Raw genomic sequence first — 15106 nt, 5'->3', positions numbered from 1 at the left:
GCTCATAGGGCAGCTCGGGTTCGTCGCCGATCACCGCGATCGTCCCTTCGAACTTGGCCTGCCGCAGCGCGATCGCCGCCTGTGCCCCGCCATGCCCCGCACCCACGATCACGATATCGAACTGCATTTCGTTGCTTCCTCGCAATGGCCGGCCACTAATCTAGTCATTTGCTGCAGGGCGCATCGTTCGGCGTTTTGAATAGCTAGGCTCCACCAAACCCATTTCCCTCACGGACCTCAACCGCAGGACAAGAGCAGCGAGAGGATTAGGGCAAAATGGCTATTCTTGGCATTGAAAGCGTCACGTTCGGCGTCTCGGACGTGGCACTGTGTTCACGCTTTTGGTCGGATTTCGGGCTGCAGCCCGTCTCGGCGACGGCAGAACGTGCGACGTTTGAAGTCGCATCGGGAAGCCGCGTGATTGTAATGAACGCGGACGATCCACAGCTTCCGCCGCGTCGGTTCGAGGGCAATGGCGTCCGCCTAACCGTATGGGGTGTGGATACGCTTGCCAATCTCGAAGCGCTCGTCGCGAAGATTGCGGTCGATACCCAAGTCGAGCGCGACGCCGACGGGTCTGCATTCTTTGAAGCTCCCGATGGACAACATCTCGGGCTAAGAGTCTGGAACAAGCGGACGGTGATTTCATGTCCCGATCCGGTCAACGCGCCTGACAATATCAAGCGAATGAACCAGCATCGCCAATGGCGGCATCGCGCGATCCCCAAGACAATCAATCATGTCGTCTATTTTTCACCCGACTATGTTGCGAGCTACGAATGGTATCGAGATCGCCTCGGCTTCCGCTACTCCGACCATAACAAGGGCGTGGGTATCTTCGCTCGGGCGGATGGCACGTTTGAGCACCATTCAATTTTCTGGGTAAATAGCGACCTTCCCTTCGCGCCCGATGGCTATGGATTCATGCACATCGCGTTCGGTGTCGACGACGTCGATGAGCTGATGCTGGGCGCGAACATCATGGAAAAACGTGGCTGGAAGAATGAATCGATGAATGCATCGGGTGGCTTGTCGCGCCACCGGATTTCATCTGCACTGTATTATTATGTCGACAATCCGAACGGGGGTGAGGCCGAATATCACGCCGACACCGATTACCTCGACGATAATTGGGTGCCGCGCGCCTGGGACTTCAAATTCGGATCATTGCTCTGGTCATCCAACACCCCACCAATTTTTCGCGGTGACGACATCCCCTGGGACATGACCTTCGACCCCGATGAGCGATCATTCGAGCCCTATCGCAAGGGTTCGTCGGCACCCCGCGATCCGCGGCTCGATACGATCACAGAAAAGGATGAGCACGCGATCTGAGCGTGTGGAGAGGAATCAAGGCATGAAAATTCTCGTCGTGGGGGGCGGCATCGGTGGGATGTCCGCGGCGATTGCGCTTGCGCAAAGCGGACATGAGATCGAATTGATCGACATCGATCCCGCCTGGCGGGTCTATGGCGCGGGGATCACGATCACCGGGCCAACCTTACGCGCCTATCGCCGTTTGGGAATGCTCGAAGCAATCAAGGCGCAGGGCGCGATCACCAACGGAGCGCGCATCTTTGCGAGCGACGGGACATTCCTCAACCAGCTCGATGAACCGGTACTGGAGGAAGGGCTCCCTGCCACTGGGGGCATCATGCGACCGGTCCTGCACCGCATCATGCAGCAGCGCGTCAAAATGCTCGATATCAATGTGCAACTCGGCTTGACTGTGGATAGCCTTGCGCAGGACGACACAGGCGTCTCGGTAACGTTCAGTGATGGCCGCAGGGATCGCATGGACCTGGTCATCGGGGCCGACGGAATTCTCTCGCGCGTGCGTTCGCTGATTTTTCCCGGCCAGCTTGAACCGCAGGAAACCGGGCAGGCATGCTGGCGGATTTCGATGAAGCGGCCTGCGGGCTTCGAACGGGGGGAATTCTACCTGGGTGGCGCTGCCCCTGCGGGAATCACAGCGTGCAGTCCGACCGAAATCTATATGTGGATGCTGACCCGGCACGAGCCCGGAAGCTGGATGCCGGACGACGAGGCATTTGACCGCCTTCATGCGGAACTGGCTGGCTATGGCGGCACCATTGCATGGATCCGTGAGAACATGCAGCGTAGCGACTGGGTCAATTACCGCCCCCTCGCAGCAGTTCTTCAACCCGAGCCGTGGGCCATTGGTCGGATCGCGCTTCTCGGCGACGCAGCGCATGCAACGACGCCGCACCTTGCGTCCGGTGCCGGCATGGCGGTCGAGGATGCATTGGTGCTGGCCGAAGAACTGGCACTTGCGGACCGTAGCGTTTCAGCAAGCCTGCTGGCCTATAGCGCCCGCCGTTTCCCGCGCTGTCGCGACGTGGTGGAGACAAGCGTCGGGGTCGGAAATATGCAGTTGGACGGAGCACCCGCAGAAGTTGTCGGGAGCCATATCGGGGCGGGACTTCATCGGCTGGCGGCGGAATATTGATCCGCCGCCAGACTTCGATCACAGCTCAGCGAACGTTTCAGCGCACCAGTCGGCGATATAGTCACGCATCACGGTCCCGTTGTCGGCACCACAATGCTCGACCTCGAAATCGGCCTGCGTGAAGATGCGCAGGTGGCGTTTTTTCGAGTTCACCGCCTGGTCATAGCTGCGATAGGCATTTGATACCGGGATCTGACGATCACCTGCGCCATGGGTGACAAGAAACGGCATCCGCATTTTCTCGATCTCACCGTCCAGGGTGACGCGCGGCATGTCCGCCATGAACTCTTCAACCGTGTTCTTTCCCCAGACCCACAGAACATGGTCCCAATAATGCGGGACCGGGTTTTCGCCTTCATTGGCCAGGCGTTCCTTCTGCCGCGCGCCCCAGACGTGGTTGGCTCCCATCACTGCACACAACGCGTAACGCGGCTCATTGGCCGCGACCCGCGGCGCGTAATATCCGCCCAGGGACAGGCCGAACATGCCGATCTTTTCAGCGATGACGTCGGGTCGGGACGCAAGATACTCCCACGCCGGTGTTCCCCAGCGTTCGGCGTCATATACAGCGGGCAGGCCGCGTTTGCGCAGCGCCTCTCCTGTGCCGGGCTGATCAACGAACAGCGTATTCATGCCCCGCTCCAGATTGGAGGCGCCATGCCCCGCCATGTTGACCTGCTCCTTCATCGAATCGAGGCCGTTGCAGGACACCAGCGCGGGCCGCGGCACCCCGCTCCCGTCATGGACAAAGATGGCGGGATAGCTGGCGTCGCCATAAGGTATTTCGACGAAGTCGATATGCAGACCGCGCAGGGCCACGCCCTTGCGATACAACTCGAGCCCCTTGTCATAAGCCGCCCATCGCGGAGCATAGTCGCGGCTCTGCATGCGCTCGGCCGACAGATAATAGCCTGACGCGCGTAGATATTTGGTGCCAGCCGAAAGCAGGTATCCAGCCGCCTCGTCGGCTTCGGCATTGCGGGTAACCTGATCCGCAACGGCGACCCAGCTGTCGAACAGCGTCGCCGTACCGGCGTCACCGCCCTGCGTCGCGGCTTCAAAAATCGGGCGGTTCGCGGCGTCGATTTCGCCGTGATTGCCGCCGCAAACCAAAGCGAGATTTGTCTGGAGGTTCCAGACATAGTTTCCGGGGAACGGTTCGAACACGGTGATCTCCCAAGGGTTCGAGGTTAGTCGGCGGTCCAGCCGCCATCGACGACGAGGCTGGTACCGGTCACAAGCGCGGACGCGTCCGATGCCAGAAACAGCGCAGCGCCCATCAGGTCTTCGACCTTTCCAAGGCGACCGAGCTTAATTTTGGCCAGCACGCTGGCGCGAAAGCTCTCATCCTCGAAAAAGGGCCGGGTCATCGGTGTCTCAATGAAGGTCGGCGCGAGCGTATTGCTGCGGATACCAAACGGAGCCAGGTCGAGCGCGAACGCCTTGCTCATCCCCTCCATTGCCCATTTCGAGGCGCAATAAAGCGAGCGGTTCGGTCCCCCGACATGCCCCATTTGCGATCCGATATGGATCAGCGATCCGGCAGCCCCCTCCGCAATCATCCGCCGCGCACAATGCTGCGCTACGAAAAAGGCCGATTTGACGTTGAGATCGAGCACGGCATCATAGTCGGCTTCGCTGACCTCCTGCATCGGCTTCGGCCGATTGGTGCCGGCATTGTTGACGAGACAGTGGAATGCGGGCGAACCTGCGAAAAATGTGGCGACCGCTTCAAGATCGGTGACATCCAGTACCGCCGCCCTGGCATCGCCGCCTGCAGCACGAATCGCGCCGGCACCGGCCTCGATTTCCTCGGACGTGCGCGCAGCAAGCGTTACCGCAGCGCCGGCTTCCGCAAGCGCTGCGGCAAGCGCAAGGCCGATACCCCGCCCCGCCCCCGTCACCAGCGCGCGCCGCCCGTCCAGCCGGAATGATGGCGTGCGCGGCAGCATCATTGTTGCGGTACCAGCGCTTCGGCCGCGCCGGCATAGGGAACATTGCGACCACCATAGCGGCGGACGCGGACATTGGCCTGCTCGCCATGCCCCGCAAAGCCCTCCAATGCACAGAGGCGGCTGCAATATTCGCCGATCATGGCTGAAGCGGAATCGGTCGTGATCCGCTGATAGGTGCAGGTCTTGAGGAACTTGCCCACCCAGAGCCCACCGGTATAGCGCGCTGCCTTCTTGGTCGGCAGGGTATGGTTGGTCCCAATAACCTTGTCGCCATAGGCGACGTTGGTTCGCGGCCCAAGGAACAGCGCACCGTAGTTGGTCATGTTAGCCAGAAAATAATCCGGATCGCGGGTCATTACCTGAACATGCTCATTGGCGTAGAAGTCCGCGACCTCGAGCATTTCGGCCTCGTCATCGCACAGAATCACTTCACCGTAATTTTCCCAAGCCTGACGCGCGATATCAGCGGTTGGGAGAATGGTGAGCAGGCGCTCCACCTCGCGCAGGGTCTCCTGTGCCAGCTTGCGGCTGTTGGTGATCAAGATCGCCGGACTTTCCGGACCGTGCTCAGCCTGACCCAACAGGTCGGTAGCGCAAATTTCGCCATCGACCGTCTCATCCGCGATGATCATCGTCTCGGTCGGACCGGCAAACAGGTCGATCCCGACCCGACCAAAAAGCTGACGCTTGGCCTCGGCCACAAATGCATTGCCGGGACCAACAAGCATGTCGACCGGATCGATGCTCTGGGTCCCAAGCGCCATCGCGCCAATCGCCTGAATACCGCCAAGGGCATAGATCGCGTCAGCGCCCGCCATCGCCTGCGCCGCAACGATTGCGCGGGCTGGCTTGCCCTCGAACGGTGGGGCGCAGGTAATCACGCGCGGCACGCCAGCAACCTTGGCGGTTATGACGCTCATATGCGCGCTGGCCAGAAGCGGATATTTGCCTCCGGGAACATAACAGCCCGCCGCATTGACTGGGATGTTTTTGTGGCCCAGCACGACGCCTGGAAGCGTTTCGACTTCGACATCCAGCATGCTGTCACGCTGAATCTGCGCAAAGTTGCGGACTTGCGCCTGGGCGAACTCGATATCCCTGATGTCCTGAGGGGATAGCGAGTTCAGGCAGTCGTCGATTTCCTGTTGCGACAGACGATAATCCTCGCGGTCCCAACCGTCGAACTTGATCGACAATTCCCGCACAGCCGCATCCCCGCGGCGTTCGATGTCGGCAAGCGTCGCCTCGACAACGTCGCGCACCTTGCGATCTGCTTCCGCACGAATTTCGGCGGTTACCGCCCGCTTGAGCCATTCGGCCATCCAGCCTCTCCATGTCAAACCATGCCCCGATCGGGCGTCCCGTCCGCCTATCCGCCCGCAGCGCAGGCGCTTCCAATCGATTCCGTCGAACGGTCCTATCAAGCGGTTTGCGTGGACCCCATCTGAGCCATCGGCCACGCAGTATGGGGTTTGATGAAACTGGAGAGGACTCAAGATGCGTCTGGCAACTCTTGCACAGGGCGGGCCAGACGGCACGCTGGTCATGGTGTCGACCGACGGAATACGATGTGCCCGCGTCGCGCGTTGGCCAACATTGCAAAGCGTGATCGAGCGATGGTCGGATGCCGAAGCAGACCTCCAGGCAGTGAATCAGAAACTTGCCGCAGGTGGCGGAGAATTGCTCGATTCCGGCGCGTTGCTCGCCCCACTTCCACGGGCGTGGCAATGGCTCGACGGATCGGTCTATCCGAGCCATGCGCAGTTGATGGACAAGGCGCTGGGCATCACGCCCGACAAGCCCGACTGGCCGCCGATGTATCAGGGCGTCTCCGATACGTTCTTCGCCCCGCGTGCCGATGTCCCCATGGCAGATGAAGCTTTGGGAATCGATTTCGAGGGCGAGTTCGGGATTATTGTCGATACGGTACCGATGGGTACGTCGGTGGAGGACGCCCGAGAGCACATTCGCCTCATCGTTCAAATCAACGACTGGTCACTGCGCGCACTGGCGGGACGAGAAATGAAGTCAGGGTTTGGCTGGATTCAGGCGAAACCCCCCTGCGGCATGGCGCCGTTCGCGATTACGCCGGATGAATTGGGCGACAGTTGGCGCGATGCCCGACCGCACCTCCATCTTGCTGTCGACTGGAACGGCGAGCGGTTCGGAAATGCACATGGCGGCCCGATGGCTTATGGGTTCGACGAGCTCGTTGCCCATGCCGCCCGCACCCGCACGCTTGTTGCCGGGACGGTAATCGGCTCGGGCACGGTGTCGAACGCCAATTTCCGTGAGGTTGGATCGTCCTGCATTGCTGAGCGTCGCGGTATCGAAATTGTCGATGAGGGCGCGGCGCGGACTGGTTTTATGCGTTATGGTGACACCGTCCGGATGGAGGCCAAGCTGGCCGATGGCCGGGCTCCGTTCGGCGTCATCGAGCAGCGGGTGGTGCAGCCGTGAGCAAGGTCAACAAAGGACCAGTACGTCGGGTCGTGACAGGCCACGACGCGCAAGGACGCGCCGTTTTCGTCGAAGACGCACGTTTCGACCCGGTCGATGTCGCCACCGGCGATGCTGCGATGTGCCTGCTATGGACAGCACCTGACCTGCCCGTAGACAATAATGACCCAACTGACGGTCGAACGCGCGATGCCGGCACCACGCTGCGGGGCGGATCGGTCATCCGTACGACTGACATGTATCCGGGCGAAGCCTCACCTTTTCACCGCACCAGTTCGCTCGACTATGGCATCGTCGTCTCGGGTCATGTCGAACTGGAGCTGGATGATGGTGCAACGGTTTTGCTCGGTGCGGGCGACGTCGTCATTCAGCGCGGCACGATCCATCTGTGGCGTAATCCCAGCCCGACCGAAACGTGCCGGATTGTGTTCATTCTCACCGAAGCGCTGCCCGTTGAAGTCGACGGCCTACCGCTTCCCGATATCCACCCCTGACAGTCCGAAAAAATGGGCGGGCCGGAACGTCCGGCCCGCCTACTTTTTCCAATCGTGTGCGATCAAAAGGGTTCGAGTTCGCTGTACGAGCAATAGGGCTTTGGCGGTGCGGGCAGAAGTTCCGGCTCACGATCGGTCGTGTAGGCCCGATAGAATTGCTTCTTCTCGTCCGGCTTGACGTTGAAGAAGGTCGCACCGGCTTCCTTCTGGACACCGGCCTTCATCGTTCCATCCGGATTCTTGCCGTCCATCGCCAGCGTATCGACTGCTGCGATATTGTCCTTGGGATCCAGCCACGACTTTCCGACAGGCGTGTAAAATTCTACGAAAGTGCGCAGCCGCCAAATTTTCCACACCCCATCCTCGCGGATAAAGTCCATCCCGTACTTTTCCTGCGTCCATTGCGCTTCCGGTTCGCCCGGCTTCATCACGCCCGACACGTTGCCAAACGACATGAAGATCGCGCGCGCGGTCTTCCCGTCACCAGCGACTTCGATCATTGGAGTGGTCAGCATGTGATACCACATCGCCCCCTTGGTAGGAAAATTCTTGAGGTTCTCCACATAGAAGGCCCACACCGATTTGCGCGTCGAATAGCGGTCGGTGTTGTTGGTCCAAGAAATGTCGTCGCGCTTCGACCAGACTTTTTCGATCTCGTCCTGATGCAACGTCGCGCCATGATAGTATGCATGGGCAGAAGCGACATTTGTGATCTCAGCAATGTCGAGAACACGCTGCAGCTTCTGATCGGTCGTCATCGGCTTGCCGCACGCAAGCGATTGAGCGCTGGCTGCAGAGCCCAACGACATGGTGGCCGCAAGCGCGGTCAGCCCAATGGCAACTTTCATCATCCTCTCCTCAATGAATTGGCCCCGTCGGCGACCCCCTAAAAGAAGGTCACGATGTCGGCACGGCCCGAATGTCCGCACGTTGAGGTCTATGCGGTAACGCCGCATGCTCGAAGCGCGTTCTCGCAAATCGAGGCATCCATGAAAGCGATAGCGGCGGGAAGCCTCGCCTATCCAGCGCGTCAATCCATCTCAATCCATCCATTCGCTTTGCCGGATAGCGCCGAGCATCGCTATCGTGCGGGAAGGATGCCGCACGAGCGACGGCGTTGCGATTGAGGGAGAGTAGCCGGAATGCCGTCCACATCGAGCGCACACGCGCACCAAGAGCCCGGATTTCTGACCGGGATTTCCCTGCTGCTACCGATCACGCTCTCAACCATGGCGATCGTACTGCTCGCGCCCATCCTGCCGCAGATGATCGAAGAGTTCCGCACGGTCCCGAACTATGAATATTGGGTGCCGATGGTGCTCACCTTTCCGGCACTGTGCATCGCCTTGCTATCGCCGGTTGCCGGGATACTGGGCGACTATTACGGTCGGCGCAGAATCCTGCTCGCCTCGTTCGTCGGCTATGCTGCCTTCGGTATCGCGCCCATCTTTCTCAGCGACCTTACCTGGATTTTAGCGACCCGCGTCGGCGTCGGCGTGTTTGAAGCGCTCATCATGGTGCTGACCACCACGATGATCGGGGACTATTTCAAGGGCGACCGGCGTGATCGCTGGCTGGCCGCACAGACGGCAACAGCATCGATTTCTGCTTTGATCTTCTTCAATCTGGGCGGGCAGTTGGGCGCGTTCGGATGGCGGACACCGTTCTGGGTCTATTTGTCGGCCTTTGCGATGATGGCGCTGGTAATCCTGTTCACCTGGGAACCCAAGGAAGACAATCCCAACGCCGAGGCCGCCGAAGCGCCTCACAACGCAAGCTGGGACCGGTTCCCTTGGGCGCGTTTCATCCCGGTCCTGGTGGCAACAATTTACAGCTCGGTCTTTTTCTACACGGTCCAGATCCAAGCGAGTGTCGGCCTCGACCAGCTGGGCATGACAAACCCGGCACGAATCGGCTTCTTTACCTCGGTTGCGAGCATCGGCGTGCCGCTCGGCACGCTGATTTACTCGCGGCTTACCGGCCGTAATCCGGTCATGCTGCTGATGGTTGAACTGGTAATGCTCGCCACCGGTTTCTCCATCATGGCGCTGGCACAGTCGCCGACCAGCTTTCTGATCGGCTGCTTCATCAATCAGCTTGGGGCAGGGATGCTGCTTCCCACCCTGCTGGTCTGGGCGATGAGCCAGCTCGATTTCGAGGTCCGTGGGCGCGGTGCAGGACTGTGGCAGGGCTCGCTTGCGCTCGGGCAGTTCCTCTGCCCCGTAGTGGTGACCTTCCTGTCCAAGAATTTTTCCGGACTGTTCTCGGCCTTCCTGGCGCTGGGCATTGCTGCGGCAGTTGGCGCTCTTGTGGCGATGGTTTCGATCCCACTGCTGCGAGCAAAGGAGGTATGAGAATGATCAAGCGACTCGCAGCTGGTGTCATGCTCGCTTCCTTTTCGCTGGCGGCAGCGCCTGCCAGCGCCAGCAGTGGGACGCCCCCGTCGAAGACAGCAGCGGATCGATGCGACCGAGCCTGCATGACCCGGCTGGCCGATGGGCTGGTTGCGTCGATGGTTGCACGAAATCCGGGCGCCGTTCCTTTGACGCAAAGTTATCGCGCATCCGAAAACGGCGTGGCCGCTGCGCTCCCGATGATGTCGCTATGGCGCACTCCATCGGAAGCGCTCGCCAAACAATATCTGATCGACGCTTCGACGGGCGAGATGTTCATTGTCGTCACGCTGCGCGAAGGGGGGCCGACCGCACTGTTTTGGGGACGGCTGAAGGTCGAAGAGGGTCGCTTTTCCGAACTTGAACTCTTCCTGACGCGTTCTCGTGCTGATGCTGGCTATCAATATGACGCGGACGGAATGTCGTCCCTTCCTACGCAATGGACCCGACCGGTCGAAGCGAAGCGGCTGATGCCCCGTGACGCACTGCATATAGTTGGCAGCTCGATGTTCTCCCCAAAGATGGAAAGCCCTGCGGCCCATCCCGATTGTCGGCTGATGGAAAATGGCAAGATCGTCGGCGAAGAGCCAGAGATGATGGCCTTCATGTTACCCGAAGGGGCTCCGCTCCCTGAAGAGCGACTCCCCGATGGCAGCATTCCCATGCTGTGCCCCATCGTACCTGAGCGACCGGCAGATCCTCACGCACGGGTGATTGCCGACGCCGCCACCGGATTGGTCGTGGCGATCGCAACGGTGGAAGGCATTGTCCAGCCTTATCCGGTCACGACGCCTAGCTGGAGCGCATTCGTGCCCGGAGAGATGGTGGCCCATTATCACGGAGCACTCGCCAGGGCGAACGCCACAGGCAAGTACAAGTCGGAGACGATCGCACCGCTGCCCGCCACGATCTTCGTCGCCCAGATGTTCCGGGTCTATGACGGCAAGGTCCAGGGCATGCATCTCTTCCAGAAGATGAGCGCGCCGGGCTCCCGTTCGATCTGGGTCTCGACGGCGCCCGCCACAGCAATCAAACCAAAGGAGTGAAGCTTGGTCGATTTTACCTTTCATCATGGCGCCGTCAGCGTCCCCAGCCTCGACGAAGCGGCCGATTGGTACGGCCGTGTGATGGGCTTTTCGGTCGAGAAGAAGTTTGAGATCCCCGCAATCAGCGCTCGTGTTGCCATGCTGCGCAAAGGCCCGCTGCGAATGGAGGTGTTCGAAGTAACGAATGCGGCACCTTTACCCGACGACCGTCGCGTGCCGAACCGTGATCTCCAAACGCATGGCAACAAGCATGTTGCCTTCCGCGTCGCCGATCTGGACGCCACCATAGCGGAACTCGAGGCAATGGGCGTCGAGATCGTCTTCGTGGTGCGCGAGAAATATGGCAGCGGCGCGTTCATTCGCGACTGTGCCGGCAATCTGATCGAGTTTGTTTGCGAGCCCGAGGACTAAAAATGGGCGGGTCGCCGACCCGGCGACCCGCTTACCGTCAATGCGGAATGCCGATATTCACCGTCGTCCCATCACCGCGCGTGTTGACGAAACTATTGAATGCAACGGTGATGCTCGAAAATTTTCCGTCGCGCAGTTCGTACATGATCAAACCGCGATAATCGAACTGCTCGCCCTTCTTCACCGGCCCGAACAGGGTATCGGCATCATGGCGAGCGACAAAGTTCGTATGCATCTGCACGGCCACCGTGTCGTCGTTTGAAACGAAGCGCAGCACTTTGAGCGTTTCGACAAAATGTGGCCAGACCAGGTCCTCATAATGGTGCCGCATGCCATCGACCCCAGTGAAGGTCAGCGATCCGTTGGTCATCACCATATCGGCAGCGAGATAGTCATCGAACGCGGTTGCATCCTCGGCATTGAACCGGCGAATATAATCCGCGAATTGGTCTTCACGCATGGTCATTAGTTCCCATCTGTGATTGATGTGCCGCCATCGACGGCGATATTCTGTCCGGTGATGAAGCTTGCCGCATCGGATGCGAGAAACAGCGCGGCCGCCGCAATCTCATCCGGTCGCCCCACCCGACGCAGCGGCGTCATGCGCATCCGGCGTTCGGCTGCTTCCGGGTTTGACAGAATATTCTGCTCCCAACCCGTCGCGATCAGGCCCGGAGACACAGCATTGACACGAATACCATCCGGTCCCCATCGCACGGCCATGTCGCGCGCGAGCTGGGCAAGCGCCGCCTTGGTCAGGCTGTAGACACCGATGTTGCGATTACCGCGGAGCGCAGACAGGCTCGCGGTCAACACTACGCTTCCACCTCCACGGGCCGACATTGCGGGCAGCAGCAGGTCGCACAATATGCGTGCATGGTGCAGGTTGATCGCGAACACCGTCACTACCTCGGCCTCATAGCCTTCATCCCCGGCGCGAAGCTTTCCCGTGATCCCGGCATTGAGGAAAAGGTGGTCAGGCGCCCCTTCGCGCAGCACGCGATGGGCGAGCGCCGTCACGGCCGACGGATCCGACAGGTCCGCCGGCAACGCGATGGCGTCAGGCTCCTCTCCCGCCACCCGAGCACAGGCGGCGGCGTCCTCGCTGTTGACCAGGACTTGTGCGCCGCTCGCCCCCAGGGCGGAGACGATCGAGCGGCCGATGCCAGTGGTCCCGCCGGTGACAAGCGCGCGGCGGCCTGTGAAGTCGAACTTCATGCACGCTCTCCCTTGGCCGAACTGCGGAACAGGATGGTCAGCAGGAACCAGATCGTCGCAGGCGTCAGCAATTTTAGCGCGGCCCGTGCCTCTTCCGGTTTCAATCGCGCCTTCATGGGCATGGCGCCGAAAATCTTGCCGGTGATTACCAGGTCGTTCCCGTCACGCTCAAGCTTGCGGACCGTCATCAGTTCTTTGTTCTGGCCGTCATAGATCCGCATCGTCGGCCCCTTGGGCCTCGCAAAATCGTTCATCGCACCGCTCCTGCCAGCACCTTGTCATAGTCGATGTCCATATCGTCCATCATCTGGATCGCCGTCGCGCGCCCGGCACCGAACACACCGCCCCCGGGATGCATGAATGGACCGACGAGATAGAGCGCCTCGACACCCGGCACGGTGAAATGACCGAGATCTGGCGTCGGTCGATGGCCGACAGTCTGGTACATGAACGGCGCCGCGCCATGAATGTCGCCGCGAATGAAGCTGGCCGGGCTATCGCGTTCGTGATCCAGAGGCGACCGGACCAGACGGCCGATGATATTGTCATCGTCCAGCCCGTCGTAAAATTTACGATAGTAAGCGAGACTCTCGTCCGCGACCCGTTCCTTGATCTCATCCCAGCGCGCCGCGCCGCCTTCGTGCAGCGCGTAAGGGGCGAAGGTGACGCCGTAAAATACCCCGCCGCCAGCCGGCGCGCGCGTGGGATCGTTGGCCGTGTTGTCGCCGCCCGCGATCAGTCGCCGTTCGGGGATGGCACCTCGCCGCAACCGGTCATAGTCCAGCAGCATCTCGTGCAATGAATCTGTGGACATCAGTTCGCAAAGCACCGCGCCCTCTGCCTCGCGCGCCTTCAACCGCGCCTGTTTCTTGAGCGCCATATGCGTAAGGCAAATTGAGAAGGTCGACGGGGTAACGCGCTCGGCGCGCTGCAGGACAGGTTCCGGGACACCTACAACAAAGTTGCGCAGTACCCGCGGATGAATCGCGCCGATAACGGCATCTTTGGCGACGAAGTGCTCACCAGTTGTCAGTTCGACACCAGTGGCACGTCCGGCAGACGTCGTGACCCGCGCCACCTCAGCCGAGCAGCGTACCTCACCACCATGATGCTCGATGCATCGAACCAGCGCCCTGGACAGCTCCCCGGATCCGCCGCGCGGCATCGAGACGCCATAGGTATGCACGATGCCGGGCATAAGGAACGCGCCCATACCCGTGCCAAGCTCGTCGGGCATCTGCAGATTTTCAGTGACCAATCGGACCAGATGCAGCTTGAGGAGGTCGCTCTCAAAATATTGATTGGCTACGTCCAGCGCAGACCGGCTCATCACGTCGAGCAGGAAACGCCCTTCATCCGACTGGTCCATCATCGCGACAAACGCGCCCATCGGGAACGGCGGCTGATAGAGGCCGGCCATGAACATCGGCAGCACGGCTTGGCTCGCCTGCACGAACTTGCGATAGGCGTCGGCGTCGCGCGGGCTGAATTCCGATATGCCCTGGCACGTGCGGTCCAGGTCCTTCCACACGCGGATGGTGCGACCATCCTCGAAAACAGTCGCCCACGGTAATTCGGGATAGATGTAATCGAGCCCGAATTTCGAAAGCAGCCCCAGCTCGTCATCGCGCAGCATGGGATTGCCCTGGATCATGATGTGCACGTTCGAATGTTCATCGTGCCAATAGCCGGGTGTGATCAGCTCGCGGGTCGAAACGCCACCCCCGATATGCGGCTTGCGTTCCAGCACCAGCACCTTCTTGCCGGCCTTGGCCATGTAAGCGGCCGCGGTCAGTCCGTTATGCCCACCGCCCAGCGCGACAATATCATAGTTAGCCATGCTCAGCCCTCCTTGAGTGCAAGGAAGGCACCGAAGCCGGGCACATGGCTCGCAAGGCCGCCATCACACACGATGCACTGGCCGGTGATGTTGCGCGCCGAGTCAGAGGCGAGGAAGGCGACTGTTTCCGCGATATCCTCAGGCTCGCCGAGCCGATCCCTCAGCGTCTCGTCTTCCACCATCTTGCGGATATGGGCAGGAAACGCCTCCTTCAAAGCGGGTGTGAGCGTCATCCCTGGTGCCACTGCGTTGCATCGGACACCGCGGCGCCCATGGCTGGCGGCGATCGAGCGGGTCAGCTGGATCAACGCAGCCTTCGAAGCACTGTAGGCCGTCTGGATGACATGCCCTTGCAACGCAAGGTTCGACACGGTGTTGACGATTGCGCCGCCACCTTGTGCAACCATATGGGGAAGTACGGCGCGACAGGCGATCATCGCACCGCGCACATTGACCGCAAAGGTGCGGTCCCAGATATCGAGATCCATCGTCTCGACATCGACGTCCTGCTCGGCGACGCGCGGGTCTATCAGCGCCGCGTTATTGTGGAGGATATCGACCCGGCCGAACCGCGCGACCGTCGCCGCCACCATCGCTTCGACCGAAGTTGCATCGGCAAGATCGAGATGCAGCGCGAGCACGTCGCCGCCCAGACTATCTGCGAGCGCAACCGCTCGATCAATCGCCAGATCCGCCACGGCGACCCGCGCACCGCGCGCGACGAGCAACCGCACGGTCGCCGCTCCGATGCCGCCCGCACCGCCGGTGACGATCGCCACCCTTCCCGACAAGTCGAAACCCATTGTCATCCTCGTCCTC

17 protein-coding genes are annotated in these 15106 nt (G+C 60.6%); 7 read left to right on the top strand and 10 right to left on the bottom strand.

Translation table 11 applies throughout. The features are described 5' to 3' along the window. On the bottom strand, positions 1 to 127 hold a 127-nt coding region (locus KYX69_RS20215), incomplete at its 3' end, for an FAD-dependent oxidoreductase (RefSeq protein WP_300500289.1). A 149-nt stretch (positions 128 to 276) separates the two neighbouring features. On the opposite strand from KYX69_RS20215, the gene KYX69_RS20210 reads away from it, so the two are divergent. Both KYX69_RS20210 and KYX69_RS20205 read left to right on the top strand, forming a co-directional pair. Next, the gene (locus tag KYX69_RS20210; protein ID WP_300500834.1) at positions 277 to 1335 is read left to right on the top strand and encodes a VOC family protein; all 1059 of its coding nucleotides are present in this window, start codon (positions 277 to 279) and stop codon (positions 1333 to 1335) included. A gap of 22 nt (positions 1336 to 1357) precedes the next feature. Beyond that, entirely contained in the window at positions 1358 to 2470 is a 1113-nt protein-coding gene (locus KYX69_RS20205; protein ID WP_300500832.1) for an FAD-dependent monooxygenase, read from the top strand. 18 nt (positions 2471 to 2488) lie between these two features. Here the strand turns inward: KYX69_RS20205 and KYX69_RS20200 are convergent, their stop codons facing one another. The 3 genes from KYX69_RS20200 to hisD are packed head-to-tail and all read right to left on the bottom strand — an operon-like array spanning position 2489 to position 5972. Then, on the bottom strand, positions 2489 to 3637 hold the full coding sequence (locus KYX69_RS20200; RefSeq protein ID WP_300500830.1) for a S9 family peptidase: 1149 nt from the start codon (positions 3635 to 3637) through the stop codon (positions 2489 to 2491). Between the two features lie 23 nt (positions 3638 to 3660). Continuing rightward, positions 3661 to 4425, bottom strand: a complete 765-nt coding sequence (locus KYX69_RS20195) for an SDR family oxidoreductase (RefSeq protein WP_300500827.1) — start codon at positions 4423 to 4425, stop codon at positions 3661 to 3663. Next, positions 4422 to 5972: a histidinol dehydrogenase gene (gene hisD / locus KYX69_RS20190; protein WP_300500825.1), complete on the bottom strand. Its 1551-nt coding sequence runs from the start codon at positions 5970 to 5972 to the stop codon at positions 4422 to 4424. The genes KYX69_RS20195 and hisD overlap by 4 nt, the downstream gene beginning before the upstream one ends. Between hisD and KYX69_RS20185 the strand changes: the two genes are divergently transcribed. Together KYX69_RS20185 and KYX69_RS20180 are read left to right on the top strand one after the other, a co-directional pair. Then, complete coding sequence (locus KYX69_RS20185) at positions 5923 to 6885, top strand: fumarylacetoacetate hydrolase family protein (protein WP_300500823.1); 963 nt, start codon at positions 5923 to 5925, stop codon at positions 6883 to 6885. The two genes, hisD and KYX69_RS20185, sit on opposite strands and share 50 nt — an antisense overlap. Continuing rightward, positions 6882 to 7379, top strand: a complete 498-nt coding sequence (locus KYX69_RS20180; protein ID WP_300500821.1) for a cupin domain-containing protein — start codon at positions 6882 to 6884, stop codon at positions 7377 to 7379. Before KYX69_RS20185 ends, KYX69_RS20180 begins: the two co-directional genes overlap by 4 nt. 62 nt (positions 7380 to 7441) lie before the next feature. Here KYX69_RS20180 and KYX69_RS20175 read toward each other — a convergent pair whose 3' ends face one another. After that, on the bottom strand, positions 7442 to 8413 hold the full coding sequence (locus tag KYX69_RS20175) for a nuclear transport factor 2 family protein (protein ID WP_300500819.1): 972 nt from the start codon (positions 8411 to 8413) through the stop codon (positions 7442 to 7444). A gap of 195 nt (positions 8414 to 8608) precedes the next feature. Between KYX69_RS20175 and KYX69_RS20170 the strand changes: the two genes are divergently transcribed. From KYX69_RS20170 to KYX69_RS20160, 3 genes are read left to right on the top strand one after another with little or no spacing between them, the layout of a single operon-like run. Beyond that, the gene (locus tag KYX69_RS20170; RefSeq protein ID WP_300500817.1) at positions 8609 to 9733 is read left to right on the top strand and encodes an MFS transporter; all 1125 of its coding nucleotides are present in this window, start codon (positions 8609 to 8611) and stop codon (positions 9731 to 9733) included. A 2-nt stretch (positions 9734 to 9735) separates the two neighbouring features. After that, positions 9736 to 10818: a hypothetical protein gene (locus KYX69_RS20165; protein WP_300500815.1), complete on the top strand. Its 1083-nt coding sequence runs from the start codon at positions 9736 to 9738 to the stop codon at positions 10816 to 10818. Positions 10819 to 10821: 3 nt separating this feature from the next. Continuing rightward, positions 10822 to 11229 carry a VOC family protein gene (locus tag KYX69_RS20160; RefSeq protein ID WP_300500812.1) on the top strand — a complete coding sequence of 136 codons (408 nt, stop codon included), beginning with the start codon at positions 10822 to 10824 and terminating at the stop codon, positions 11227 to 11229. A 37-nt stretch (positions 11230 to 11266) separates the two neighbouring features. Here KYX69_RS20160 and KYX69_RS20155 read toward each other — a convergent pair whose 3' ends face one another. Genes KYX69_RS20155 through KYX69_RS20135 form a run of 5 tightly spaced genes read right to left on the bottom strand, consistent with a single transcriptional unit; the run spans position 11267 to position 15096 of the window. Then, positions 11267 to 11689: a nuclear transport factor 2 family protein gene (locus KYX69_RS20155; RefSeq protein WP_300500809.1), complete on the bottom strand. Its 423-nt coding sequence runs from the start codon at positions 11687 to 11689 to the stop codon at positions 11267 to 11269. A 5-nt stretch (positions 11690 to 11694) separates the two neighbouring features. Beyond that, a complete protein-coding gene (locus KYX69_RS20150) occupies positions 11695 to 12447 on the bottom strand; it encodes an SDR family oxidoreductase (protein WP_300500807.1) in 753 nt (250 codons plus the stop codon). Next, on the bottom strand, positions 12444 to 12668 hold the full coding sequence (locus KYX69_RS20145) for a hypothetical protein (protein WP_300500805.1): 225 nt from the start codon (positions 12666 to 12668) through the stop codon (positions 12444 to 12446). Before KYX69_RS20145 ends, KYX69_RS20150 begins: the two co-directional genes overlap by 4 nt. Before the next feature lie 29 nt (positions 12669 to 12697). Then, positions 12698 to 14287, bottom strand: a complete 1590-nt coding sequence (locus KYX69_RS20140; protein ID WP_300500802.1) for an NAD(P)/FAD-dependent oxidoreductase — start codon at positions 14285 to 14287, stop codon at positions 12698 to 12700. Between the two features lie 2 nt (positions 14288 to 14289). Further along, positions 14290 to 15096, bottom strand: coding sequence for an SDR family NAD(P)-dependent oxidoreductase (locus KYX69_RS20135; RefSeq protein WP_300500800.1), 807 nt, complete (start codon positions 15094 to 15096; stop codon positions 14290 to 14292). Between the last annotated feature and the right edge of the window lie 10 nt (positions 15097 to 15106).

It is taken from the genome of Sphingomonas sp. (assembly GCF_030145815.1).
Taxonomy (GTDB): Bacteria; Pseudomonadota; Alphaproteobacteria; order Sphingomonadales; family Sphingomonadaceae; genus Sphingomonas.
This window is presented reverse-complemented; position numbering and strand designations above follow the sequence as displayed.